The 24,704-nt window shown below is 62.1% G+C and carries 20 protein-coding genes; 11 read left to right on the top strand and 9 right to left on the bottom strand.

What is annotated here, in order from left to right; translation table 11 throughout:
• The 8 genes from lspA to JQN68_RS00610 form a co-directional block, all read right to left on the bottom strand.
• Positions 1-489 carry a signal peptidase II gene (gene lspA, locus JQN68_RS00645; protein ID WP_225071214.1) on the bottom strand — a complete coding sequence of 163 codons (489 nt, stop codon included), beginning with the start codon at positions 487-489 and terminating at the stop codon, positions 1-3.
• Positions 489-3,269, bottom strand: a complete 2,781-nt coding sequence (ileS, locus tag JQN68_RS00640) for an isoleucine--tRNA ligase (protein WP_225071213.1) — start codon at positions 3,267-3,269, stop codon at positions 489-491. Before ileS ends, lspA begins: the two co-directional genes overlap by 1 nt.
• Before the next feature lie 298 nt (positions 3,270-3,567).
• Positions 3,568-3,726, bottom strand: a complete 159-nt coding sequence (locus tag JQN68_RS00635) for a plasmid mobilization protein (RefSeq protein ID WP_225071212.1) — start codon at positions 3,724-3,726, stop codon at positions 3,568-3,570.
• 343 nt (positions 3,727-4,069) lie between these two features.
• Complete coding sequence (locus tag JQN68_RS00630) at positions 4,070-5,455, bottom strand: C40 family peptidase (RefSeq protein WP_249620951.1); 1,386 nt, start codon at positions 5,453-5,455, stop codon at positions 4,070-4,072.
• A 727-nt stretch (positions 5,456-6,182) separates the two neighbouring features.
• Complete coding sequence (locus JQN68_RS00625; protein WP_225071210.1) at positions 6,183-7,037, bottom strand: bifunctional 5,10-methylenetetrahydrofolate dehydrogenase/5,10-methenyltetrahydrofolate cyclohydrolase; 855 nt, start codon at positions 7,035-7,037, stop codon at positions 6,183-6,185.
• A 93-nt stretch (positions 7,038-7,130) separates the two neighbouring features.
• Entirely contained in the window at positions 7,131-8,297 is a 1,167-nt protein-coding gene (locus JQN68_RS00620; protein ID WP_225071209.1) for an MFS transporter, read from the bottom strand.
• Between the two features lie 22 nt (positions 8,298-8,319).
• Positions 8,320-10,860, bottom strand: a complete 2,541-nt coding sequence (gene hrpB, locus JQN68_RS00615) for an ATP-dependent helicase HrpB (RefSeq protein WP_225071208.1) — start codon at positions 10,858-10,860, stop codon at positions 8,320-8,322.
• A gap of 28 nt (positions 10,861-10,888) precedes the next feature.
• A complete protein-coding gene (locus JQN68_RS00610) occupies positions 10,889-12,025 on the bottom strand; it encodes a M20/M25/M40 family metallo-hydrolase (RefSeq protein ID WP_225071207.1) in 1,137 nt (378 codons plus the stop codon).
• A gap of 377 nt (positions 12,026-12,402) precedes the next feature.
• On the opposite strand from JQN68_RS00610, the gene JQN68_RS00605 reads away from it, so the two are divergent.
• From JQN68_RS00605 to JQN68_RS00585, 5 genes are all read left to right on the top strand, one after another.
• On the top strand, positions 12,403-14,064 hold the full coding sequence (locus tag JQN68_RS00605; protein ID WP_225071206.1) for an EAL domain-containing protein: 1,662 nt from the start codon (positions 12,403-12,405) through the stop codon (positions 14,062-14,064).
• 112 nt (positions 14,065-14,176) lie between these two features.
• On the top strand, positions 14,177-15,232 hold the full coding sequence (locus JQN68_RS00600; protein WP_225071205.1) for a DUF481 domain-containing protein: 1,056 nt from the start codon (positions 14,177-14,179) through the stop codon (positions 15,230-15,232).
• Between the two features lie 73 nt (positions 15,233-15,305).
• Positions 15,306-16,244, top strand: a complete 939-nt coding sequence (locus JQN68_RS00595; protein WP_225071204.1) for a mechanosensitive ion channel family protein — start codon at positions 15,306-15,308, stop codon at positions 16,242-16,244.
• A 234-nt stretch (positions 16,245-16,478) separates the two neighbouring features.
• Complete coding sequence (locus JQN68_RS00590) at positions 16,479-16,856, top strand: DUF4398 domain-containing protein (RefSeq protein ID WP_225071203.1); 378 nt, start codon at positions 16,479-16,481, stop codon at positions 16,854-16,856.
• Between the two features lie 27 nt (positions 16,857-16,883).
• Complete coding sequence (locus JQN68_RS00585) at positions 16,884-17,909, top strand: OmpA family protein (protein ID WP_225071202.1); 1,026 nt, start codon at positions 16,884-16,886, stop codon at positions 17,907-17,909.
• A gap of 71 nt (positions 17,910-17,980) precedes the next feature.
• Here JQN68_RS00585 and JQN68_RS00580 read toward each other — a convergent pair whose 3' ends face one another.
• Positions 17,981-18,433: a chemotaxis protein CheX gene (locus JQN68_RS00580; RefSeq protein ID WP_225071201.1), complete on the bottom strand. Its 453-nt coding sequence runs from the start codon at positions 18,431-18,433 to the stop codon at positions 17,981-17,983.
• Positions 18,434-18,827: 394 nt separating this feature from the next.
• Here JQN68_RS00580 and JQN68_RS00575 point away from each other — a divergent pair, with 394 nt between their 5' ends.
• From JQN68_RS00575 to JQN68_RS00550, 6 genes are all read left to right on the top strand, one after another.
• Positions 18,828-20,468: a DUF2339 domain-containing protein gene (locus tag JQN68_RS00575; RefSeq protein WP_225071200.1), complete on the top strand. Its 1,641-nt coding sequence runs from the start codon at positions 18,828-18,830 to the stop codon at positions 20,466-20,468.
• Positions 20,469-20,494: 26 nt separating this feature from the next.
• Positions 20,495-21,211 (top strand): SIMPL domain-containing protein, encoded by a 717-nt coding sequence (locus JQN68_RS00570; protein ID WP_225071199.1) that lies wholly within the window; start codon positions 20,495-20,497, stop codon positions 21,209-21,211.
• Between the two features lie 71 nt (positions 21,212-21,282).
• Positions 21,283-21,804 carry a DUF1847 domain-containing protein gene (locus JQN68_RS00565; protein WP_225071198.1) on the top strand — a complete coding sequence of 174 codons (522 nt, stop codon included), beginning with the start codon at positions 21,283-21,285 and terminating at the stop codon, positions 21,802-21,804.
• Positions 21,805-21,961: 157 nt separating this feature from the next.
• Positions 21,962-22,354: a hypothetical protein gene (locus JQN68_RS00560; RefSeq protein ID WP_225071197.1), complete on the top strand. Its 393-nt coding sequence runs from the start codon at positions 21,962-21,964 to the stop codon at positions 22,352-22,354.
• A 40-nt stretch (positions 22,355-22,394) separates the two neighbouring features.
• Positions 22,395-23,078 carry an HAD family hydrolase gene (locus tag JQN68_RS00555; RefSeq protein WP_225071196.1) on the top strand — a complete coding sequence of 228 codons (684 nt, stop codon included), beginning with the start codon at positions 22,395-22,397 and terminating at the stop codon, positions 23,076-23,078.
• A 21-nt stretch (positions 23,079-23,099) separates the two neighbouring features.
• The gene (locus JQN68_RS00550; protein ID WP_225071195.1) at positions 23,100-24,677 is read left to right on the top strand and encodes an NAD(P)H-hydrate dehydratase; all 1,578 of its coding nucleotides are present in this window, start codon (positions 23,100-23,102) and stop codon (positions 24,675-24,677) included.
• Positions 24,678-24,704 lie beyond the last annotated feature (27 nt).

Below are 24,704 nucleotides of genomic sequence, written 5' to 3'. Positions count from 1 at the left end.
TCAGGATGCCGTGCCTTGGTGGCCCGGCCGCCAGCAATCCACCAGCAACAGCACCACCCCGATGGTTATGGCGCTGTCGGCGACATTGAAGGCCGGCCAATGATACTGATACCAGTGCACATCCAGAAAATCAATGACCGCGCCGAAGCGCAACCGGTCGATCATATTGCCCACGGCGCCCCCCAGGATCAAACTGAGGCCCCACCGCAGCCAACTCCGTTCCGGTGGAAACTGCCGGTAATACCAGCAGATACCGACCACCGCCAGCAGCGAGGCGCCGAGCAGCACCGGCAGGCGCAGGGCGTGGTTGGCCAGGATGCCGAAGGCCGCCCCCTGGTTGCGCACATGGGTGATGTGGAAAAAGTTCGGCAGTATCGGCAGAGCCTCGTACAGCTCCAGATTCCGGATGATGATCTCCTTGGTGAGCTGATCGAGCAGCAACACGGCTGCGGACACCAGCACCAGCAGGCGGTAGGAAACCCGGCGCATCAAACCTCCAATACGCCGCGGCAACGGGCGCAGACCGTGGGATGATCGACACTGTCGCCGACCGTCGTCGAATAGTTCCAGCATCGTTCGCACTTGTCACCCTGGGCCTTCTCCACCCCGACTTGCATCCCCGGCACGTTTTCGGCAGACCTGCCGCCGTCTACTGCCGCCACCAGGTCCACCTGGGAAACGATGAACATGGCCGCCAGGTCCTCGCGGTAGCGGTCCAGCAAGATCCGCCAGGGTCCCTCCGGCACCGCCAACAACACCCTCGCATCCAGGGAATGGCCGATGATCTTGTCGTTGCGGGCCAACTCCAATGCCTTGGCCACGTCCGACCGAACCGTCAGCAACTCCTCGAAGCGCTCTTCCAGTTCAGCATCGCGATAACTGCCGACAAACTCGGGAAACCGCGCCAGATGCACGCTTTCCTCGCGCCGACCGGGCAGATGGCTCCAGATCTCCTCGGCGGTGAAGGACAATACCGGGGCGATAAGCCGGGTCAGGGCCTCGAGAATGCGATACATGGCGGTCTGGGCGCTGCAACGCAGCCGGCTGCCCGCCGCCGAAGCGTAGAGTCGGTCCTTGAGGACGTCGAGATAGAAGGCGCTCATCTCGACGCTACAGAAGTTGTGTACGGCGTGATAGAGCACATGGAACTCGTATTCCTGGTAGGAGCGTTCCACCCGCCCAATGAGTTCCTCCAGCTTGGCCAGGGCCCATCGGTCGATTTCCAACAGGTCCTCATCCGCCACCATGTCCCGCTCGGGATCGAAATCGCTCAGATTGCCGAGGATGTAGCGCGCCGTGTTGCGAATGCGTCGATAGGCATCGGTGAGGCGCTGCAGGATCTCCTTGCTGATGCGGATATCATCCCGATAGTCCTGGGCGGCAACCCAGAGTCGCAGGATTTCCGCTCCAAACTGCTTGATGACTTCTTCCGGGGCGACCACATTGCCGACGGACTTGGACATCTTCTTGCCCTGCCCGTCCACCACGAAGCCATGGGTCAGCACCGCCCGATAGGGGGTGGCATCGCGGGTGCCGACGGAAGCCAGCAGGCTGGAATGGAACCAGCCGCGATGCTGGTCGCTGCCTTCGAGATACAGATCCGCCGGCCATTTGAGATAGTCGCGTCGCTCCAGCACCGCCGCATGGGACACGCCGGAATCGAACCAGACATCGAGGATGTCCATTTCCTTGCGGAAATCATCGCTGCCGCAGGCGGGGCAGGTCACGCCGTCAGGCATCAGCTCCCGGGCCTCGCGGGTGAACCAGATATCGCTGCCGCCCGCTTCGAACAGATCGGCCACATGGTGCATGACCCGGGCATCGGCCAGGGCTTCCCCGCAGCGGACGCAGTAGAAGGTCGTGATGGGCACCCCCCAGCTGCGCTGGCGGCTGATGCACCAGTCGGGACGGTTCTCGACCATGCCGTAGATCCGGTCCCGGCCCCAGCGCGGAATCCACTGCACATCGTTGATATGCGCCAGGGCCTTGGCGCGCAGGTCGTTGGCCTCCATGGAGATGAACCACTGCTCCGTGGCGCGGAAGATAACGGGTTTTTTGCAGCGCCAGCAATGGGGATAACTGTGGCTGACAGTGCCTTCCTTCAGCAATGCCCCGACCTCGCGCAACTTGGCGTTGACGGCGCCGTTGGCCTCACCGATTTTCAGCCCGCCGAAAAACTCCACATCCGGGTAAAAGCGGCCGTGATCGTCCACCGGATTGTAGACCTCCAGCCCGTAGCTGAGCCCGACGGCATAGTCCTCCTGCCCGTGCCCCGGAGCGGTATGAACGCAACCGGTCCCGGCCTCGAGGGTGACGTGATCGCCCAGGATCAGCCGCGACGCCCGTTCATAGAGAGGGTGCCGGCAGTCCTTGCCCTCGAAGATGGAAGCGGAAAAAGTGGTCACGACCCGGTATTCCGATTGTCCGATCTCCTTCATCACCGCCGGCACCAGGCCTTCGGCCAGCACCAGCAACTCTGCGCCGACCTCGACCACGGCATAGGGCAGGTTCGGGTTGAGACAGACCGCCAGATTGGCCGGGATGGTCCAGGGTGTGGTGGTCCAGATGACGAAGGACAGGGGCCGCCCGCCGAGTTCCGCCAGTTCTGCCGGCAGCTCGTCGGCAAAGGGGAACTTCACGTAGATGGACGGCGAACTGTGGTCGGCATATTCGACCTCGGCCTCGGCCAGGGCGGTGACGCAGCAACTGCACCAATGGATCGGCTTTTTCCCCTTGTACAGGCCGCCGCGTTCGGCAAAGCGGGCCAATTCCCGGGCAGTGGCTGCTTCATAGTGGTGAGACATGGTCAGATAGGGCCGGTCCCACTCTCCCAGCACCCCGAGACGTTCGAATTCGCCGCTCTGGATGGCGACCCACTTGCTGGCGTAGCTGCGGCATTCCTGACGGATTTCCGCCTTGTCCATGGAGCGTTTGCGATCGCCCAACTGCTTATCGACCATTAACTCGATGGGCAGCCCGTGACAGTCCCAGCCGGGCACGTAGGGAGCATGAAAGCCGGCCATGCGGCGGCTTTTCAGTACGATATCCTTGAGAATCTTGTTGAGGGCGTGACCGATATGGGTATGGCCGTTGGCATAGGGCGGGCCGTCATGCAGGGTAAAGTTGGGCAATTCCCGGCCGAGTTCTTCCAATTTCCGGTAAAGGCCCAGGTTCTGCCAGCGTTCCAGGATTTCCGGCTCCCGTTGCGGCAGGTTGCCGCGCATGGGAAAATCCGTGACAGGCAGATTCAGGGTCGCTTTGTAATCCATTCCGTTCCTCCCGCTCCAGCTGCTATGGAGTTTCCTTCCGGAAACTCGTCCTTTCCATCCGGGCTTTTGAATGAAAAGGTGCCGAAAAAAATCAAGTCTGCTACGTTAGCAAAACAGCTGTTCAAGTCAAGGAAAAACAGGGTTTTCAGGTGGACGAACCAGGGATGACGGAGGAGCTTGGAAGGAACGGACCGAAGGGAGACAAACAGCAAAGAGACTGGTTGCTCATACAACTTGGGCCGGCGCACTGGCAACCGGCCCAAAGTTCAATCAAGGGAAGTCAATAGAACGGGGCTCCTCATGCCTGTCCCTGGGCCAGACTGATGAGGCTCTGCCGCATCAGGTCGGAGATGTTGATCCCGGCCTTTCTGGCCAGATCCTGTAAGATCTGCATTTCAGAATCATTGATACGGCAGGAAATGATGAACTTTTTCGGATTTTCAACGCTCTTGCCCATTGTCTCTTCTCCTTTGGAACTGGCAACGACACCATAGCTATTGGAATGTCCCTAGCGGAACCGATATGAAATCATCTTCGTATACAGCTTGCAAAGGGGCTGCCAGTTTTCGGAAAAGTTTTTCATTTCTAAGAATTTACGTTTAATTTCAGATACTTGAAAAATTTATAAAATTATCCAACCAAGCTCCCTGCCGCCCGGGGTGCGCCAAAAAGGAACACTCCGCACCGGGGCAGAACAAGAGCAGGCACAGGACGCTCCCAGGGCAAGCCCATTACCGACCGGGCAAAGGCCCCCTACGGACCCGAAAGCAGCCCGATTTCACCCAAACCCCAAACGCGGATTATGGTTTTTCCGGCATCGTTCCCAACATGACGAGGCGCTTCATCCTGGTTCTCAAATCTCCTTCCGGCACGGCTATCTCGGGCAATTCCCGCCCGGGTTGCAAGGTCGTTACTACCGTCCGTCCCACAAAATGGCGCCCCTCCTGCCCTTGGGCATCCCTGGTGCGCACCGCCCACAGGGTATGCATCAGGGCCGCCCGTCCCTGGTAGGGTCCCAAGTATAGCATGACGTGACCCTGCATCCAGACCAGGGTCAGCCACGGTCGCCCCTTTTCCAGCAACCGGCGTTCCCGCTCGGCCGGCGACAATCCTTTTAGGGACACAATTTTTCCGGCTCGGGACTGCTGTGTAGAGTTTCGACCGATGGGCAACCCGAAAGGCAAATACAGGTCCTGAAGGGTGGCGGAACAATCCCGATCGCCAAACAAGCCGCCCCAACCATAGGGATGCCCCAGCATGCGATTGCCCAACTCGGCCAGGTTCCGGGAGGTCAGTGGCACTGGAAAGGGCTTGGCCACGGACGGGGACAACGGCACGGCTTGCAGCGCAGCCCGCCCATGGATGCCGCGCACCGCCAGCCAGACCTTGTCCCCCTCGGCGCGGGGCCAGAGATTGCCGATAGCAGTGCGGGTCAAAACCCGACCGCCGGCATCCATGACGGCGACCCCATCCTCAAGCACCACGCGCCAGGCGCTGTGACGAAAAGTTGCCATCAACTCCCGGTCAACCGGCGCTACCGTTTCCGCAGGCAGCCAACCGTCAAAATCGGGGCCTTCGACAAACAGCCACAGACCATCCGTCGAGCGATGGATGACCCGAACCGGGGTATTGCCCGGCAAGGTGGAAAACTGCAGATGATCGAAGGGAAAACCCTGTCCGGCGATCCGAAAATCGTAAAACGCCGGCCGCCGGGTCGGCAGCCCCCGCATTTCCGCAGGCTGCAGGGTTATGGCCCGCACATCCAGGCTCGGATACCCCTCCACATCGCAGAGTCGCTGCAGATCCGCGACCTCTTCAACGGTTATGGGCCGCCGGTTGCTGCCATAGAATTTCTTCTTCTGTAGGGTGGTCAACATCACAAAAGCTTCCGACGCCGGCCTGGGACGCCAGGAATCGCGCCAGGGGGCCAGCAGATTTTCCACCACTTTGGCAGCGAAAAGCTGCTGGGTCGCGGCATTCAGCAGCGGCGTGTCGGCCTTGGCCGGATCCAGGTAGGCGGTAAGGTCCTGCGGCAGGTTTCGGACGTCGGCGATGTCCAGGGCCAAATCTTCCGTTTGCTCGCGAATCGGTACGGCATCGAATCGTTCCGGTAGCGGTACCTTGGTGCAGCCTGACAGGATGCCGACCAAGAGACAGGCCAGTGTATATTTATATATAAAGCTCATCACTACTCCCGAAGGTTGAATTCAACGGCCTCTTTCAGGAGGCCTGGTCCAAAGAAATCAAAGTTCTTCATCATTAGACATCGCGAAAATAATCACTTTCCAAGGTCGTGATCTGCCGCAAATGAGCAAAATTCAATAAAATAGTCAATTTTTCATAAATTAAATTTTAAAATTTTATTTATAATTAAATAAAACTTTAAATTAACAAGTTCTACTTCTACAACAGAGCAAATCCGAGCCATTTTTAGCATTGAATAATATTTTGGGGCGATTTTCGTCCTGTTTTTTAATATATTCACACCAAATAAGCTGTTTCAAATTCGCCAAACGTTCACAGATTGGTGCCTTTTAGACTTTTATACTGCCAATCCGACAAAAATTAATGCGCTCATTCCGTACCGACCCTTTTCTCGACATGCCTTGGCCACCTCAAAGAAACCGCAAGCCGCCATGGGCTGCCGCTAACCAGGAGGAAAGAACCTCTCAGAAAATATAAACGGTGTTCCTGTAGATCCACATGAATGCTATCAAATAGGCCAGGTGGACATGAGGGACAGCGTGGACTGCATGGATATTTCATTGGGGCCCACTGCGTCCGCACCGGAGTTCCTCCGGGCCCCAGAGCACCTCGTCCAAGGTACCGACGACGACCTGTGCTGCATAAAAAAAGGCACCCCACTGCCTATGCGATGGGGCGCCTTTTATTCAAACGAAGCCCAAATCCCCCTCAGCCGCGGTGCTCCGCGGCCTCGACGGTGTTCTGCAGCAGCATGGCGACGGTGGTCGGACCGACGCCGCCAAGGCGCGGAGTGATCCAGCCGGCCACGTCACCGACGGCTTCATCGACATCGGGCAGCAGTTTGCGTCCTTCCCAGGACAGGCCGCCGCTGATGACCACCGCGCCGGGCCGCACCATGTCGGGCGTAACGATGCCCGGAACGCCGGCGGCGGCAATGACGATATCGGCCCGCCGGGTGTAAGCGCCGAGATCCTTGATGCCGGAATGGACCACGGTCACGGCGGCATTGGCATAGGGCTGTTTGAGGGTCAGCAGCAGGGCCAGAGGACGCCCGAGGGTCGGCCCGCGGCCGACCACCACCACCTCGCGCCCTTCGATGGCGATGTCGTAATGCTTGAGCATGGCGCGGATGCCGGCCGGCGTACAGGGCACCGGACCTTTTTCCTGCAGCACCAGTTTGCCGAGATTGACCGGATGCAGACCGTCGGCATCCTTGCGTGGATCCATCATGGCCAGGGCTTGATTGAAATCGAAACCTTTGGGCAGCGGATGCTGGATGATATAGGCATCCACCTCGGGACTGTCATTGAAATCCCGCACCGCCGCCAGCAGATCGGCCTGACCGGCGCTGGCCGGGATCTCGATGTGAAAGGAGGCGATGCCGACGGATTTGCAGGCCTCGTGCTTTTTGTTGACGTAGCTGATACTGGGTCCGTCATCACCGACCAGAATGGTGCCGAGACCGGGGGTGACGCCCTTTTCCTTCAAAACGGCGACACGCCGGGCTACGTCCTGCAGCACGGCATCGGCCACCGCCTTTCCTTCAAGCAGTTTGGCGGACATTTTAACTCCTTGGTTGTTCTGTCACGAACAGGGTATGGATGGAGCGAAAGGGAACAGGCTCATGATAGGTACGGATGCCCGAATGTCAAGCAATTATCCGGTCCGACTGGAACGCTCCCAGGCCAGCACCGGCAGACCCAGCAGCAGGGCCAGGCCGGCGGCCAGAAACAGAGCGGGCAGACCGGCCCACTGACCGATAAAGCCGAGCACTACCGACCCGGCGAAATTACCGCCATCCAGAGCCCCGGTGTAGATTCCGGTAATCTTGCCGCGAATGGCGGCCGGTTCATCCCGCACCGCAAGGGAGTTGAGGGCCGGAAACAGCAAACCGTGTCCGGTCCCGGCAACGGCTCCGGCACAGGCCAGCGGCCAGGTCCCATGGGCCAGGGCTACGGACAACAAGCCGCCGCCGGTAATCACCAGGGCATAGGGAATGATGCGCCGTTCGCCGACCCGGTCGGCCAGACGCCCGCCTGCCAGACGTACCACGATGGCGGCCAGGGAATAGGCGAGAAAAAACATGGAAACCAGATGGATATGCCGTTCTTCCGCCAGGGGGGCGACGAAACTGCCGGCCCCGGCCTGGCCGAAACCGAACAACACCGCCAGAATTCCCACCAACAAAATCTTGCGCCGGCGCAAAACACGGTAAAAGGACAGCCTGGCGCCCTGTTCCCCGCCATCGGGCAAGGTTTCACGCAGGGGCAGATGAGCCAGCAGGCCGATGAAAGCCAGACCTGCGGCCGCTAAGAAAAACGCCGTGAACCCGCGCAGGGCAAGGGCCATCTCGGCGACGGCGGGACCGACCGCCAGACCGATGAGGCCGGAAATCCCGAACAGGCCGATGCCTTCATTGAGCCGCTCGGCAGGCACGATGTCGGCCACGTAGGTAAAGGCGGCGGTAAAGCACAGAGCCAGGCCGACGCCGTGGACGATGCGCAGGCCGAGGAGCGGCAGGGACAGGGCGGTCAAAGGGCCTGCCAGCAGCAGATAACTGAACGGCATGACCACCATGAGCAGGGAGCCGAGGGTGTAACTGCGCCGGCGCCCGATGCGGTCGATGAGTTCCGCCACCCAGGGCCGGCACAGGGTGGCGGCCAGGGTAAACACCCCCATGATGATGCCGATGTCGGCCCGGGATCCGCCCCGGTGGGCGATGAATATGGGAAACAGGAAAAAGGCGCCGAAACTGGCCGTGGTGGCAAAGTTGGCCAAAGCCATGGCACAGAAGGAGCGGGTATACAGGGACTGCTGGGACATGGAGGCTCCGGGGTTTCGGCAGCTAGCGAGGGCGCGACGCCCGGGTCGGGACGGCACGCCAGGGGTCTTCGGGCCAGGGGTGTTTGGGATAGCGGCCGCGCAGTTCCCGCCGCACCTCGGGATAACCATGGTTCCAGAAACTGGCCAGGTCCTGGGTCACGGCGATGGGCCGCCGGGCCGGAGACAGCAGATGCACCTGCAGGGGGACACGGTCCTCGGCGATACGGGGCGTTGCCGCCAACCCGAACAGCTCCTGCAACTTTACGGCCAGCACCGGGTGTCCTTCCTCCTGATAATCGATGGCCACCCGGTGGCCGCTCGGCACCGGCAGGTGGGTAGGAGCCAGTTGCCCGAGGCGGTGGCGCTGGCGCCCATCCAGACGCGCCGTCAACAATTCCGCCAGGTCGATGCGGGCCAGGTCGGCGCGGCTGCGCAATCCCGTCAGCCCCGGCGGCAGCCAGCAGTCCATCTCCGCCAGCAGTCCCGCAAAGGAACACTCCGGCCAACCCTCATCCGGAAAGAGTCGGGCCAGCAGATTCACCCGTCGGCACAGTTGGATAGCCGCATCGTTCCAGGGCAACGCCTCCAATCCCAACTGCCGGATACCGTCCAGCAGGGCCGCCGTGACTTCATCGGCTCCGGCCACGGCGGGCCGTTCGGCCAGGAGCAAGGTGCCGAGGCATCGCACCTCCCTGGCCACCACCCGCTCCTGGCTGCCGTCCCAAACCACCTGACGCTGCCAGGCCAGGCGATGGGCAAACAGTTCCTCGACCAGTTCCCGACTTACGGCACTGGCCAGGTAGATGTTGCCGTCGGCCTCCCGGCCGCCGCTGAAACCCACCGCCACCAATAAAGGCGCGCCGCGCACCCCGCTGCGCGGACTGAGCCGGCCCCCCTGGCCGCCGGCCATCAGGTAGCGGCCGCTGCCCGGCATCCGTTCGCGGGCCAGGCGATCGGGATAGGCGGCCAACAGCAGGCGGCCGATGGTCGGCGCGTCCAATTGCGGTTCGGCCCCGACGGGAACCCGTAAACGTCGCCGCCATTGTCCGGCGGCCCGTGCCACGGCCCGCAGGGCACCGGGATCGGTCCCGGTCGGCGCCCGTCCGGTTCGGCGCCAGGAGACCAGGGCGGCCAACCGCTCCAGCACATCGCTGTCCGTGGTCGACGGCGGGCCGCCTGCATGGCGGGAAATATCCCGCTCCTCCAGCAGCGCCGTCAGATCGCAGGCCAGTGCTTTATCCTCTTTGTCGGCGGCAGCCAGCAGTGCGGCCAGGCGCGGATGCGCCGGCCAATCCGCCATGGCGGCGCCGGAGTTGGTGAGCCGGTTTTGGTCATCCAGAGCCCCGAGTTGCCGCAACAGGGTACGGGCCCCGGCCAGGGCACCATCGGGCGGCGCATCCAGCCAGGCCAGGGAGTCCGCCTGACGGACGCCCCAGCGGGCCAGTTCCAAGGCCAGGGGCGCCAGATCGGCGGTGCGGATCTGGGGCGTATCGAAGGGCCGTAAGCTGCCCTGTGCCGCCTCCGTCCACAAACGGTAGCACCGCCCCGGGCCGAGACGCCCGGCCCGACCGGCCCGCTGGGCGGCATTGGCCGCCGTAATGCGGACGGTGGCCAGCCGCGGCAATCCGGTGGCCGGCTCAAAGCGCATGCGGCGCATGAAACCGCTGTCCACCACCACTCGGACCCCTTCGATGGTCAGACTGGTCTCGGCGATGTTGGTGGCCAGCACCACCTTGCGTTGCCGGCCCGGCAACAGGGCCTGTTCCTGGGCGGCGAAGGGTAAATCGCCATACAGGGGACAAAGCAACGGCTGTCCGGGTCCCGGCTCGGTCGTCAGCAACTCCTGGCAGGCGCGAATTTCCGCCACGCCCGGCAGGAACACGAGGATGTCACCCTCCGTCTCGGCCAGCGCCCGGCGTACCGCCCTGGCCGTCACCTCGGACAGCGGACCGCGCGGCTCCTGGGGAAAATAGGAGATCTCCACCGGATGGCTGCGCCCCGGGCAGCTGAGCAAAGGGGCATCCCCCAGCAGACGGGCCACCGGTTCGCCGTCCAGGGTGGCGGACATGACCAGCAGCCGCAGATCCTCGCGCAGCCCGAGCTGAGCATCGCGGCACAGGGCCAGGGCCAGGTCCGAATGCAGGTTGCGCTCGTGGAATTCATCGAAGATCACCAGGCCGACACCGCTCAATGCCGGGTCCTCCTGCAGGCGGCGGGTCAGCAACCCCTCGGTCAGCACCTCGATGCGCGTCGCGGCGGAAATGCGCCGTTCAAAGCGGATGGCATAACCGACGGTGCCACCGACCTCTTCGCCGAGGCAGGCCGCCATGTAGCGCGCCGCGTTGCTGGCCGCCAGGCGCCGCGGTTCGAGCATGACGATGCGCTGCCCGGCCAGCCAGGGCTCATGGAGCAAGGCCAGGGGCACCCGGGTGGTCTTGCCGGCACCGGGGGCCGCCTGCAATACCGCTGCCGGCCCCCCGGCCAGGCAGCGGCGCAGTTCCGGCAGCAGGCTGTCGATGGGTCGGGGTTCTCCCCAACCGCAGGCGGGCGTCTTGGTCGGCATGGGCATCCGTTGGAAAAAACGCTGGACCTCAGGCCGAGCGGATAACCTCGACCAGCAGTTCGGCGACCCGTTCCATATCGCTGACCCGCACCCATTCGTCGACGGAATGAACCCGGTTCATGCCGGTACCGAGGATGACGGTTTCGATGCCATAAGCATTGAAGATGTTGGCATCGCTGCCGCCGCCACCGTCGCACAGCTCCATATCGCGCCCCAGGCGCCCGGCTGCCTGCTGCACCAGGGTGACGATGGCCGAATCCCGGCCGACAGCCATGCGCGGATAGTCGCTTACAACCTGCTGATCGACCCGGACTTCGACCGGCTCGCCGTCGATGTCCCGGCTCGCCGCCGCGGCCGCCTCGGCAAAACAGGCGATCATGTGCTCGGTCTGGGCGGCCAGCTTGGCCGGATCATGGCTGCGGGCCTCCCCTTCCAACACCACTTGGCGGGGAATGATATTGGTCGCCTGGCCGCCGTGAATGGTACCGATATTGGCCGTAGTCTCATGGTCGATACGACCCAGGCGCATGACGGCCACGGCCCGGGCGGCAACCTGGATCGCCGATATGCCGGCTTCCGGCGAGATGCCCGCATGGGACTCGCGGCCGGTGATGGTGAAACGCATTTTGTTGGCGCCCGGGGCGGTGTTGATCAGCCGGTCCGTTCCCGAGGTATCCAACGCCAGTCCCCGACGGGACTGCAACTGACCGTAATCGAGCAATTTGGCGCCGAGCAATCCCTGCTCCTCGCAGATGGTAATGACCACCTCGAGGGGCCCATGGGCGATACCCTGCTCACGCACCACTTCCAGGGCTTCGATGATCTCCGCCAGTCCGGCCTTGTCATCCGCACCCAGGATGGTGTCCCCGGCGCTGGTAAACACCCCGTCCCGCAACACCGGTTGCACCCCGTCGGCCGGTTCAACCGTATCCATATGCGCGGACAGCAGCAGCGAGGCACATTCCCGACCCCGGGCCGGCAGGGTGGCGATCAGGTTGCCGCTTTCCCCCCCGGCTCGGCCACCGGCATCGTCCTCCCGCACCGTGAAACCCAGTCTCTGCAGCCGTTCCATGAGATAACGGGCAATCCGGCCCTCCCGCCAGGATGGGCTGGCAATGGCGGCCAGACGGGCGAATTCTGCGGCCAGGCGCGTACTGTCGATCATGTTCATCACCTCTTTACTGAGCCGTTGGTACCGGAAAAAGACCAAAAGTGGGAAATTCTAAACAATGGGAATGCCCACGATGGATATTAAATAGACTATTTGCCCCTGCTTGGCAACGGCTTTGCGGTCAGGCGTTTAGGACTATTCCTATTCCTTGAGCCGCATTGGCTCCGTTTCCGGCGCCGAAAATGTGGGCGATTCGATCATAATTTGCCGGCTGGCAACGAGCTTGCCATTGCGGTCCATCACCGCGATCTGTTATGTTGTTGCGGACTGTTTTGGGTCCCTTCGCCGCCACCCCGTTCGCAGGATCCGAGTAACGGTTCCCGAAGCTGTTTCAAAAACCACAGACGGACCTCAAATCAGGTGCCCCCATCGTGCCTTCGGAAATTTTTCAGCTGTTTTTCGACACCATCCCCGATTTTTGTGCCATTCTCGACGAAACCGGGAAAGTCGTTCACGCCAATTTTCAAGGCATCGGCCGGAACTTGGCCGAACCTGCCCTGCAGACCGTTCCTTTCTGTCAAACCTTCTGCTCCGGCACCGCCTGTCCCGGTCAGGACTGCCTGTTCCAGGAAGTGCTGCTCCATCATCGGGCAGCAATCCGGGAAATCGCCCACCCACTCTTCGGGCACCTGGAACTCCAAGCCTTCCCCCTGACAAAAAACAATTCCATGCCCGTGCGCGTCGCGCTGCGGGTCCGGGACCTGACGGCCGTCAAACAGGCTGAGCAGCGACTGCAGAAACTGGCCCATCACGACACCCTTACCGGGCTGCCCAACCGGGCGTTGCTGATGGACCGCCTGGAGCAGGCCATCAGCAAGGCCCGTCGCTTCAAACGGGGTCTTGCGATATTGTTTTTGGACCTGGACCGGTTCAAGAAAATCAATGATTCCCTAGGGCATGAAGTAGGCGACATGATTCTCTGCCAGGTCGCCCAGCGGCTTCAGGGGGTGCTGCGGGAAACCGATACGGTCAGCCGCTTGAGCGGCGATGAATTTGTCATCATCTGCGAGGAACTGAAGAAATTCGACGATGCCGGCCATCTGGCGGAAAAATTGCTGGCCATCTTCCGTGACCCCTTCCAGGCCATCGGTCACACCATGCACCTTTCGTCGAGCATCGGCGTCGCCCAATCCTTCATCGGCGGCGAAGACGGCAACGAACTGCTGCGCCAGGCGGACATCGCCATGTACGAAGCCAAACGGCGCGGCGGCAATCAATTCCAGATATACTGCCGCAGCATGAAACACCAGGTCGATCAGGCCTTTTTTCTCGAGGAACTGCTGCGCCGGGGACTCGATCGCAATGAATTTTTCCTGGAATTCCAACCCCAGATCGATCTGCGTACGCAACGGCTCATCGGCCTGGAATCCCTGGTCCGCTGGGGGGAGTCCACAACCTGCGTGCCACCCGGAATGTTCATTCAACGCGCGGAAGAGAGCGGGTTGATCGTCCCTCTGGGCGAATGGATTCTGAAGGAGGCCTGCGAACAGGGTGTCAGATGGCACCAGCAGGGCGGGCCCAACCTGCAGATCGCCGTCAATATCTCCGCCCGGCAATTCGCTCAGGCGGACTTTGCCGATCGGGTCATCCACATCCTGCAGAGCTCCGGACTCGATCCGATCAACCTGGAACTGGAAATCACCGAAAGCGCCATCATGGAAAACGTCGACCGGGCCATCGCCACCATGCATCGACTGAAGCAACTGGGGATACAATTCGCCCTGGATGATTTCGGTATCGGCTATTCTTCCCTCAAGTACCTGCGCAACCTGCCCTTGAGCAAACTCAAGATCGATCGTTCCTTTGTCCGCGAACTGCCCTTCAATACCGGCGATGTCAAGCTGGTCACCTCGATTCTGGCCCTGGCCGGAAGTTTCGGGTTGAAAACCGTCGCCGAAGGCATCGAAACGGAAAAACAACTGTCCTTTCTGACCCGCCTCAAATGCCAGATTGGCCAGGGCTACCTGTTCAGCCGCCCGGTCTCCCCGGCGGCCATTCCCGGGTTGCTGCAGAAATTCGCCGGAGCGGCCTGAACGGCCCTTCGTGGCAGCCCGGCGACATTTTTACATCCGAGACTTTTTTCGTTATAGTTGTTCCGGATTATCTCCGAACTTCATCCATGCCCTGCATTGCTGCCGAGTTATCATGTCCTGTTTTCCTCTGCCCCGCTTCCGCACCGGCCTTGGCCTCCCTGCTTCCGGCGCAGCCCGGATCACCCTGGTGCTTGCCCTATGGCTGCTGGCCATCCTGCCGGCGGTGCACGCCGCTCAGATCCGGTTGGTGAACGGCGACCAACTGACCGGAACCATCGTTCGCCTCGATCAGGAACAACTGGTTTTCGACAGCGAACTGGCCGGCCGCCTGACCATCCCGCGTGGACATATCCAAAGTCTGACCTCCGAAACGCCTTTGCTGATCCGCCTGACCAACGGCGCCGAACACAACGGCCCGATCAGTGCCGAACGCACCCCCGCCGCGCATCTGTCCAGCCATGAGGAGCGGCGATTTGACCTGGCCATGATCCGCGCCATCAACCCCGAACCCGTTCCGGCCAAGGTCTGGGCCGGCGATTTGACCTTCGGCGCCAGCCTGAAGGGCGGCAATTCCGATAAAATCGGTTTTTCCGCCGGCATCAATGCCAGTCGCCGGGATCTGCCGCACCGTTTCGTCCTGGGCCTGGTCGGCAAGTACGCCGAGACCGAAGGTCAGGTGACCACCCGCAATGCCTATGCCAACCTGCGTTACGACTACTTTCTCACGCCCCGCTTCTATCCCTATCTGAGCGCCGAACTGCTCTACGATACCTTCAAGAACCTGGAACTGCGCTCGGCCATCGGCCCCGGCACCGGCTATCAGTTCTGGGATACGCCCCGCAGCGCTCTGGCCGTGGAGACAGGCGTGGCATTTTTCCATGAAAAACATCAGAGCGGCCCGGATCAGTCCTGGGCGTCCGGCCGACTGGCCGGACATTTCCGTTATGCTTTCAGCAACAACCTGAGTTTTTCCGAACAATTGCTGATCTATCCGAGCCTGGCCCGTCTGGGACAGTTCACCCTGCGCAATGAAGCCGCCGTCAAAACCCCCCTGTCCTACGGTTGGGCCTTGCGCCTGGCCAGCATTATCGAACATGACAGTCATCCCAAGACGGGTATCAAGCGAACCGACTTCGATCTCACCATGGGCTTGCAGTACAGCTACTGAACCATGCCGTCCGGAGGGGAGCAAAGGTTCGGGTCCCACAATGCAACGTTGATGAAAGGAGACAAAAGCCACCATGAACCTGTTCCAAGAATTCGCCACCAACATCCGCTGGGAAACCCTTATCTTCACCGGTTTTCGCATCTTGATCATCCTCGCTTTCGGCTGGTTGGCAGCACGCATCTCCACCCAGGTCCTGAAAAGAATGGAACGCCGCCTGATCAGCAAAGGTCAAGCCGAAGGCGAACCGCCGACGGAATCCGCCAAGCGCGTGGAAACCCTGGTCCGGCTGATCCGGCAGGGCATCGGCCTGACCCTCTGGGCCATCATCAGCCTCATCATCCTCAAGGAAATCGGGGTGGAAATCGGACCGATCCTGGCCGGTGCCGGGATTCTCGGTCTGGCCATCGGCTTTGGCGCCCAGAACCTGGTTCGTGACGTCATAGCCGGATTTTTCATGATCCTGGAAAACCAGGTCCGGGTCGGCGACGTCGCCATCATCAACGGTACCGGCGGAATGGTGGAAAAGGTCAACTTCCGGACCCTGGTGCTGCGCGATCAGGCGGGGGTGGTGCATGTCTTTCCCAATGGCACCATCACCACCTTGAGCAACATGACCCAGGAATGGTCGGCCTACGTGTTCGATATCGGCGTGGCCTACAAGGAAAATACCGACCGGGTGATAGGGGTGCTGCAGGAGGTTCTGGACCGCATGCAGGCGGACCCGGACTTCGGCCCCTTGATCATCGCGCCGCCGGAAATCATGGGCGTCAACCAGTTCGCCGATTCGGCCGTAGTCATCAAGGGTCGCATCAAGACCAAACCCATCCGCCAGTGGATGGTGGGCCGCGAGTTCCTGCGCCGGGTCAAAATGGCCTTTGACGAACACGGCATCGAGATCCCCTTTCCCCATCGCTCCCTGTATTTCGGTGAAGCCAGCAAACCCTTTTTTCTGCAGTGGCAGAACCAGGCCAACAGTCCTAATACTTTAACCGAAGGAGTTGAGAAGGAATAACTACCGCCTTCTCTCTTGAAATGACAGGAAGTTCTGACCCTGTTCTGCATTCTCAAGGTTGGAAATTCATCATCGTGCCGTATTGAAAAACCGAGTTTTCGTGCTAGCCTTACAAGGTATGCAGCAGTTTCGTGGAGACTCCGGGGATTGGCCAGAATGTTTGTCGTAAAGGAAGGGGAAGTTCGGCCACTCACCATCCCGGGAAATCACAAACATTGTCAGACGGAGGCAAACATGAACAAGAGAGTATTCCGAGGAGTGCTTTTCCCGGCTTTGGGGCTATTGGCTGTAACAGCCTGCGCACCAACCATGCAGCCGCCAACCAGCGAAATGGCCCTGGCCAGTTCGGCGGTTGAGAGGGCCTCCGGCGCCGGCGCCTATGAATACGCGCCGCTGGAACTGAAACTGGCCCGGGACAAGATCGAACAGTCCAAGGCGGCTCTGCAGGCCCGCGACTACACCGGCGCCCAGCGCCTGCTGGAACAGGCGGAACTGGATGCCAAGCTGGCGGAATCCAAATCGGCCACCGCCAAGTCGCAAAAGGCCGTGGATGAACTGCAGAAGAGCATCGAAGTGATGCGGGAAGAAATCCGGCGCAGTCGCCCCCAATAACCGCCATCGACTTTCCAGGAGGTCATCATGTCCATGAACATACAGAAAAAATTCCCGGCTCGGCTGTCGGCACTGCTTCTGCTGGCCTTTGGCCTGAGCCTCGCCGCCTGTGCCCCGACGGCGACCACCAATCCGGCCCTGGACGAAGCCCGCGCCGCCTTCCAGGCCGCCCAGGCCAACCCCACTGTCGTACGCTCGGCACCCCTGGAGCTGAAAAAAGCGGAAATGCAGCTGAGCAAGGCCGACGAGTTGTTCCAGCAGAAAGGCGAATTGGCGGCCGTGGAACACCACGCCTACCTCGCCAAGCAGCATGCGGCCATCGCCCAGGAGATCGGCAATCAGAAAATGGCCGAGGCCGCCATCGCCCAGGCCAGTGAGGAACGCAACCGGGTGCTGCTTGAAGCCCGGGCCGCCGAAGCCACCCTGGCCCGGCAACAGGCCGAAGCCGAAAGAGCCGCGGCCATGAAAGCCATGGAGGAAGCGGAAGCCCAGAGAGCGGCGGCCATGCAGGCCATGGAGGAACTGGAAGCGCAACGCCAGGCGGCCCTGCTGGCCGGCCAGGAAGCCGAAGCTCAGCGATTGGCTGCGGAACAGGCCATGCTGGAAGCCAGAACGGCCCAGGAAAAAGCCGACCAACTGGCCCGCGAACTGGCCGAAATGGAGGCCGTCAAGGCAGAACGCGGCATGGTCGTCACCCTGGGTGCGGTGGTTTTTGATTTCGACAAAGCCAACCTGAAACCGGCCGGACTGGTAGCCGTCGACAAACTGGCGGCCTTCATGAAAAAGTATCCGGAACGCCGGGTCATGGTCGAAGGGTTCACCGACAGCGTCGGGTCGGACCAGTATAACCTGCGCCTGTCCGAACGGCGCGCCAACGCGGTTCGGGAAGCCCTCATGGCACGTGGCATAGAAGCCGAGCGCATCGAGATACGCGGCTACGGCAAGGCCTTCCCGGTTGCCACCAACGCGACCGCCGCCGGACGCCAACTGAACCGGCGCGTGGAAATCATCATCTCCGACGAAACGGGTGCAATTCCGCCCCGCACCCGTTGACCGACCAAGTGAAGACATGGTAACACCGCGGCACCCCAAGACGCCGTTCCGCCGGGAACGGCGTCTTGATTTCAGACTCTGACCTGAAGTTCAACCACCAAGGGGCCCGCCTCAAGGCCGAAAGTTCGCGCCGTGCACTCGAAGCGACCCGTGGCCTCGCAACTGTAGCCTTTGCCCCATACCACCGAGGGAATCGACAGTTCGATCTCCTTGCCCTGCTCGGGGCAGCGGAACTTGATGCCGCCGGCCACCATATTGGCCAGTTCGCCCACTGCATCCTTAACGTCCTCGTCCACTGCCTGCAGGTCGAGCCCGAGAAAGGCATTGGTGACCGCCACCGCCACCGGCTCGGGCAGATGGATGAGCAAGGTCGCCTGCAGCTCTCCGGCCAGGCCGATCATGCCGGTCAGGGAAGCGGCCGAACTCTGCGGTGGATCGGCCTCGGTCAGGCCATGAATATCCAACCCGACCATGGTTTCGAAAATTTCCCTGACGGCCTCTTCGATATTGCTGGCAAAATCCATATCAGTCTGCTCTCCCTGCGAAAAATTCCCGTCCGCCACATCCCCGAAGGCGCGCCGAAAACCTTTTTGGCCACTAACCGGACGAACAAAATGGCGCCCTTGACTCCATGCGAAATCCAGGCCAGCCTGCCCCTGCCGGCCGGCGGGCCCGACTGCCGGTCTGGCAGGCATGTTCTTTGCGTTACCAACGCGATACCGGACTGAGCAGCTGAAAAATATTCAAAAATTCGACCGGGCCGGCTTGACTATACAGGGAGTCAGGGTGGAAAATGGTCCCTTGCCCGGCCGGCCCGCCAATTGCTGCTTGAAACACCCACGGGCGTTGTTTTATGCGGCGCAGACGCCGGTATCGGCGTCAGTTTCGGGCGCCAGTCAATCTTCCCGGAGGGATTTGATGGACGATGTACATAAACGGCTGGACACCCTGGAGAAGCGACTTCAGCAGATAGAAGACCATTTGGGCATGACCTGCCTGCCGCCGCCGGCCGAGGAACCCCGGTTTACCTTCAGCCCGCCGGCGACACCGGAGACACCGGATGCTTCACCGAAGCACCGCGGCAATCCCGTCACCGGGCTGCTGGGCTGGTGCGGCGCCATGCTGCTGGTGCTGGCCGCGGCCTACCTGATCAAGCTGGCGGTGGATACGGGCTGGTTGACGCCCCTACGGCAACTCGCCCTGGCGGTGCTGGGTGCCGGTTCCCTCATCGCCACCGGTTTGGCACTGCGCCGAAACGACCGCGGTTACGCCGGCCTGCTGCCGGCCGCCGGCATGGTCATTTTGTTTCTGACCCTATATGCTGCCCATCTGCACTACCACCTCATCGGACCGTTGCCGACGGGTGCCGGCATTCTGGTGGTCTGCGTCGGCTCCCTGCTGCTGTGCCGTTTATTTGCCAGCGACCTCTATGCCTTGTTTGCGGTGCTGGGCTCCTACTCCGCGCCCTTTCTGCTCCATTCCGGGTCCCGCGATCTGGGGCGCATCGCCCTGTTCTACGGCGCCTGGGGCATCGGCTTCGGACTGTTTTCCCTCTGGACCGGCCGACGTCGCTATTACCTGGCGGCCCTCTACCTGGGCCTGCTCGGATTTCAGTTGCTCTGGTACATCGTTGCCCCCTTGCATTGGCGGACCCTTGGCCTGGTGCAGGCCGGTCAGGCAACCCTGTTCGCAACCTGGACCGCCGCCTTCACTCTCCGCCACCGACGTCCTCTGGATATTCCTGCAGCTCTGTTCCACCTGCCGGCGGTAGCCCTTTTCTACCTGTTTCAGTTCAGTGTCCTTGGCAGCCACCTGCCGCGGCTGACCGCATGGCTGGCCCTGGCAAGCATCCTGCCCTTCTGGATCCTGTTCCTGGTGCCGCGCCTGGCGCTGCGCGTACCTTTGCCCGGCGGCAGGCTGTTGGTCAGCTTTTACGCCGCCATGGCCCTGTTTCATTCCGGCTACCTGGTACTGCTGCCGACCCGCTGGCAGCCGTGGGCCGCCTTGCTGGCCGTGCCGCTGGCGGCCTGTTGGCTGCGCTGGCCACACCACAGCAAAAGCGGAGACTGGCCGCTGCTGGCGGGCTTGGGATCGGTCTGGTCGGTCAATTTTCTGGCAGCCATTGCCAACCGCCACCTGCCGGTGGTCCCCGCACGCCCCCTGTTGACCTCGGCCTTTACCGTGACGCTATACGCCGGATACCTGTTTGCCCGTCAGCGGCAATCCAGGTTGCCGCACCTTGGCATCGCCCTGCTCAGCCTCGGGCACCTGGCGGCCATGGCCGCCGCCAGCCAGATCTTTGACAGTCGTTTGGCCATATCCCTGGCATGGGGTGTTTTGGCCCTGGCCTGCCTGGCCCTGGCCGGCATCCGGCGGGATCGTCTTCTGGGCCAATCTTCCCTGCTGGTATTTGCCCTTTCTGCCGTCAAGCTGGTGTTCTTCGATCTTGACCGGGCCGCCCCGCTGATGCGCATCGGTTGCCTGGTGGTGGTCGGCATCACCTTCTATGCCGGAGGCTGGCTGTACCGCAGGTTCGTCATTCTGCAACACATCGACTGACCATACCGCACAAAGGAGATGGAGCCATGGAACAACCTTCCCGCATCATTGCCGCCCTGCTTCTGGCCCTGGGTCTGACCGCCGGCGGCTGGCTAGTCGGACACGGATTTTACCGGGGCCGTTCCGTCGAGCGCTTCGTGACCGTCAAGGGGGTCGCCGAGCGCAGCGTCACTGCCGATACGGCTTTCTGGCCGCTGCGCTTCGTGGCCACCGATGATGACCTGAACCGGGCCCAAACAGCCATCCGGGACAGTCGCGCCAAGGTCCTGGCCTTTCTGGAAAGCCATGGTCTGCCGGCCGCGTCGGCCGAACTCCAGGCCCTGGAGGTGACCGATCGGCTCGCCGATCCCTATCGCAGCGGCCCGGTCGAAAGCCGCTACATCATTGCCCAGACCCTGATGGTGCGCAGCACCGAGCCGGAGCGGATTCGCCAGGCCAGCCAGGACGTGGGAGATCTGGTTGCCGCGGGCGTGGTGCTCGCCGCCAGCGGTGGTCCCACCTACCTCTTTACCCGGCTCAACGATTTGAAACCGGAGATGATCGCCGAAGCCACAGCCAATGCCCGCCAAGCCGCCCAGCAGTTCGCCCAGGATTCCGCCAGCCGCCTGGGCGCCATTCGCCGCGCCAGCCAGGGGGTCTTCGTCATCCTGCCGCGGGATCAGGCGCCGGGCTTCATGGAAGAAAATCAAATGGAAAAAACCGTCCGGGTAGTATCCACGGTGGAATTCTATCTGAACAACTAACCTGCCGACCTGGATCGCCGGCACCGGCCGCGCGGCCCGCTTGGCCGGCCACCCGCATCATGGAGACGAACATGCTCACCCCCGCCCAAAGCTCCGTCACCCTCAGCGAGGAGCAACACGCCTGCCTGGCGGCCTACCGGGACGACGATCTGCAACTCATGGCTCTGGCCTCCGCGGCCAAGGGCCGTGGCCTGAATCGCCTTGAAGAACTGATACGCTTCGCCGATGCCGCCGGCTGGCGGCGCCTGGGCCTTGCCCACTGCGTGGCCCTCCGGGCTGAGGCTTGTCGACTTGAAGCCCTGCTGGCAGAAAGTTTCGAGGTTGTCCGGGTCGACTGCAAGCTCTGCCGCTTGCCGGCAGAGGCGCTGGTACCGGGGGATCGAGGTGTTTCCTGCAATCCGATCGGCCAGGCCCTGGCCCTGCAGGCTGCCGGCACCGACCTGAATATCGCCATGGGACTCTGTCTGGGACACGACCTGCTGTTCGCCCGCCACTCCCATGCTCCGGTCACCACTCTGGCGGTCAAGGATCGTCTGTTGCAGCACAACCCTATCCAGGCACTGCGCGGAGAGGCGGCGGACCTAACCGGCTGAACCAGCCTGGAGTTGCCGGGAGGATTCTTGACCCTTGGCGGGTGTCCGGGTTACAAAGAATTGAGAATGAGGGAATTTTTTCCCCAGCCCTTCGGCGGGAGCTTCATCGGCTGCCTTCGGGGGCATATCATTTCGGTCGTTGATGGAGGCAAAAGACATGAAACCCGCAATCATCCTGTTCTGCAGCCTGCTAATCCTGAGCGGTTCGGCCCTGGCCGGCGAGATGGAACAAAGCCAAGGTGCGCAACGTTTCGCCTGCATGAACCTGGAATGGCAAAGCGGACCGGGGCGGACGGTCAATGTTCGCCTCATGAAAGACTCGCAACCCCTCAGCCAGTTCACCCTCAGTCCCAAGGACCCCTACCGGCATTTTGCCATTTCATCAGAAAATACCGTGGCCGAGGGACGCATGCGGTTGCGTTTCAATGAAGCCAAGGGCAAAGGCATCCTGCAGTTGGATGCCCTCTCCTATCGCTGTTCCAGCCCCCGGGCCGCCAACTTCTCCGGAGTCCTGGAAGAATTCACGTTGCTGCCTGCAACGATCCCCTGAGGGCGCCTTCAATCCGCCCGGACAACACAAGGAAAGCAGCGTGATCAAAGCCATTTTTTGGGATAATGACGGCATCCTGGTGGAGACGGAACAGTTCTATTTCCAGGCCATGCAGGAAACCTTGGGGGAAGTGGGCATCGATCTGTCCTTGGCGGAATTCATCCGGACTACCCTCGACGCGGGCAAGAGCTGCCTGGAACTGGCCGCACAACGCGGCCTGGACGCGGCAACCATAGCCATTCTGCGGGAACGCAAGGACCAGCGTTATGCGCAGTTGCTGGCCTCCGGCATCGCGCCGCGCCCGGGAGTGCGCCGGGCCCTGACGGAACTGCACACCAAGGTGCGCATGGCCGTGGTCACCAGCTCCCAACGTCATCATTTTGAACTCATCCACCGCCGCAACGGGTTGCTTGACCTGTTCGACTTCATTCTGACCCGTGAGGACTTTGTCTTGACCAAGCCGCACCCGGAACCCTACCTCAAGGCCCTGGGCCGTTCCGGCCTGTCCGCCGGGGAATGCCTGGTCATCGAGGATACGGTTCGCGGCCTGCAATCTGCCCTTTGTGCCGGCCTTCGTTGTATTGTGGTACCCAGCAGCCTGGCGCCGGAAAAGGAGTTTCCGGGGGCCTGGCGGGTATTGCCGGACCTCGATGCGGTCACCGATTTCCTGCTTGCCGAACCGGATCTGATGGCCTGGCCGGAGTCGGCTCATCCAACCCCGTAACACCTTGCCCGGGAAGGCGCCATGAAAATCAGCACCGTTGCCCAGATGCGCGAAATGGATGCCACCGCCATCGACCGCTTCGGCATCGCCGAAGATCTATTGATGGAAAACGCCGGACACGCTGCCTTCGCCGTTCTGGCAACCCGCATGGGGCCGGTCTTCGGACGATCCTTCGTGGTGGTGTGCGGTTTGGGCAACAACGGCGGTGACGGGCTGGTCGTGGCCCGCCACATCCACAGCCATGGCGGACAGGTTGAGGTGCTGCTGCTCGGCGATCCGGAACGTTTCAAGGGGGCCGCCCGACGTCAGATGGCCATGCTGGAGCGGTTGCCTGTGCCGGTCCAGCGGTTGTCCGGCGCCGAGGGCCTGGCCGAGCGACTGGCGGCAGGCGAGGTGCTGGTCGACGCTCTGTTCGGCACCGGCCTCAGTCGTGAAGTCGACGGTCTGCATCAAGCGGTCATCGATGCCATCAATGCCAGCGGCCGGCCGGTCCTGAGCCTCGACATCCCCTCCGGAGTGCAGGGCGACACCGGCCAGATCCTCGGCTGCGCGGTGCAGGCCAGTCATACGGTCACCTTCGGCCTGCCCAAGGCGGGCAACCTGCTGTATCCGGGCTTTGCCTGCGGCGGCCAACTGCATGTGGCCCATATCGGCATGCCCCGTGCGTTGTTGGAAAATGCGACCTTGCAACTGGCCGTCAACCTGCCGCCGCCCCTGCCGTCCCGATCGGCCACCGGTCACAAGGGCAGTTTCGGCCAGGCGCTGTTCATCGCCGGCGCTGCCGGATACCTGGGGGCACCCTGTTTCGCGGCATTGTCCTTTCTCAAGGCCGGCGGCGGCTACAGCCGCCTGGCGGCCCCGGCCGGCATCACCCCCTTTATAGCCATGAAGGGCAGTGAAATCGTCTTTCTGCCGCAGGGGGAAACGGCCGGCGGTAGTTTGGCCCTGGCGAATCGCGAAGCCCTGCTGGCCACGGCTGCCGGTCAGGATTTCGTGGTCCTGGGACCGGGCCTGTCCCTGGACGAAGAAACCCAGCAACTGGCCCGGGAACTGACCGCCACCCAGCGGCCGCTGCTCATCGATGGCGACGGCCTGACGGCGGTGTCCGCCAGGCCGGAACTGCTGCAGCAACGGCGGGCGCCAACCGTGCTCACCCCCCATCCCGGGGAAATGGCGCGCCTGACTGGATTGAGCATCGGCGCCATCGAATCCGACCGGGTGGCTGCAGTGCGCCGGGGGGCCCGCGACCTCAATGCCATCGTGGTGCTCAAAGGAGCCCACAGCCTCATCGGCTGCCCCGACGGCCGGGTCTTCATCAATCTCAGCGGCAACAGCGGCCTGGCCTCGGCCGGTTCCGGTGATGTGCTGACCGGCACCATTGCCGCCGCGTTCTGCCTGGGCCTGCCCTTGCCGGAAGCGGTCTGCAAAGGCGTCCTGCTGCATGGTCTGGCCGGTGACCTGGCCGCCGCATCCCGGGGGGAGGACGGCATGACCGCCCAGGACCTACTGGATCACCTGCCGCCGGCCCTGCGTGCCGAGCGGGCCGGCCTGCCGCCCCACCTCGCGCGACGCTATGCCGGACCGGAATTGATCTTCTGAAGACGAGCCGCCCACCTGGACCGAACC

Source organism: Desulfuromonas sp. CSMB_57, from assembly GCF_020194955.2.
Classification (GTDB): domain Bacteria; phylum Desulfobacterota; class Desulfuromonadia; order Desulfuromonadales; family Syntrophotaleaceae; genus JAFCIY02.
The sequence above is the reverse complement of the archived record's forward strand: the minus strand, read 5'-3'. Positions and strand labels throughout refer to the sequence as shown.

What these genes read in the sequence shown, in the direction of transcription:
- ileS (WP_225071213.1), bottom strand. Translation starts at nt 3,269, where the DNA reads ATGGATTACAAAGCGACCCTGAATCTGCCTGTCACGGATTTTCCCATG.
- JQN68_RS00635 (WP_225071212.1), bottom strand. Translation starts at nt 3,726, where the DNA reads ATGGGCAAGAGCGTTGAAAATCCGAAAAAGTTCATCATTTCCTGCCGT.
- JQN68_RS00570 (WP_225071199.1), top strand. Translation starts at nt 20,495, where the DNA reads ATGGAACAACCTTCCCGCATCATTGCCGCCCTGCTTCTGGCCCTGGGT.
- JQN68_RS00590 (WP_225071203.1), top strand. Translation starts at nt 16,479, where the DNA reads ATGAACAAGAGAGTATTCCGAGGAGTGCTTTTCCCGGCTTTGGGGCTA.
- JQN68_RS00585 (WP_225071202.1), top strand. Translation starts at nt 16,884, where the DNA reads ATGTCCATGAACATACAGAAAAAATTCCCGGCTCGGCTGTCGGCACTG.
- JQN68_RS00625 (WP_225071210.1), bottom strand. Translation starts at nt 7,037, where the DNA reads ATGTCCGCCAAACTGCTTGAAGGAAAGGCGGTGGCCGATGCCGTGCTG.
- JQN68_RS00595 (WP_225071204.1), top strand. Translation starts at nt 15,306, where the DNA reads ATGAACCTGTTCCAAGAATTCGCCACCAACATCCGCTGGGAAACCCTT.
- JQN68_RS00565 (WP_225071198.1), top strand. Translation starts at nt 21,283, where the DNA reads ATGCTCACCCCCGCCCAAAGCTCCGTCACCCTCAGCGAGGAGCAACAC.
- JQN68_RS00620 (WP_225071209.1), bottom strand. Translation starts at nt 8,297, where the DNA reads ATGTCCCAGCAGTCCCTGTATACCCGCTCCTTCTGTGCCATGGCTTTG.
- hrpB (WP_225071208.1), bottom strand. Translation starts at nt 10,860, where the DNA reads ATGCCGACCAAGACGCCCGCCTGCGGTTGGGGAGAACCCCGACCCATC.
- JQN68_RS00550 (WP_225071195.1), top strand. Translation starts at nt 23,100, where the DNA reads ATGAAAATCAGCACCGTTGCCCAGATGCGCGAAATGGATGCCACCGCC.
- JQN68_RS00560 (WP_225071197.1), top strand. Translation starts at nt 21,962, where the DNA reads ATGAAACCCGCAATCATCCTGTTCTGCAGCCTGCTAATCCTGAGCGGT.
- JQN68_RS00600 (WP_225071205.1), top strand. Translation starts at nt 14,177, where the DNA reads ATGTCCTGTTTTCCTCTGCCCCGCTTCCGCACCGGCCTTGGCCTCCCT.
- JQN68_RS00630 (WP_249620951.1), bottom strand. Translation starts at nt 5,455, where the DNA reads ATGAGCTTTATATATAAATATACACTGGCCTGTCTCTTGGTCGGCATC.
- JQN68_RS00580 (WP_225071201.1), bottom strand. Translation starts at nt 18,433, where the DNA reads ATGGATTTTGCCAGCAATATCGAAGAGGCCGTCAGGGAAATTTTCGAA.
- JQN68_RS00610 (WP_225071207.1), bottom strand. Translation starts at nt 12,025, where the DNA reads ATGATCGACAGTACGCGCCTGGCCGCAGAATTCGCCCGTCTGGCCGCC.
- JQN68_RS00575 (WP_225071200.1), top strand. Translation starts at nt 18,828, where the DNA reads ATGGACGATGTACATAAACGGCTGGACACCCTGGAGAAGCGACTTCAG.
- lspA (WP_225071214.1), bottom strand. Translation starts at nt 489, where the DNA reads ATGCGCCGGGTTTCCTACCGCCTGCTGGTGCTGGTGTCCGCAGCCGTG.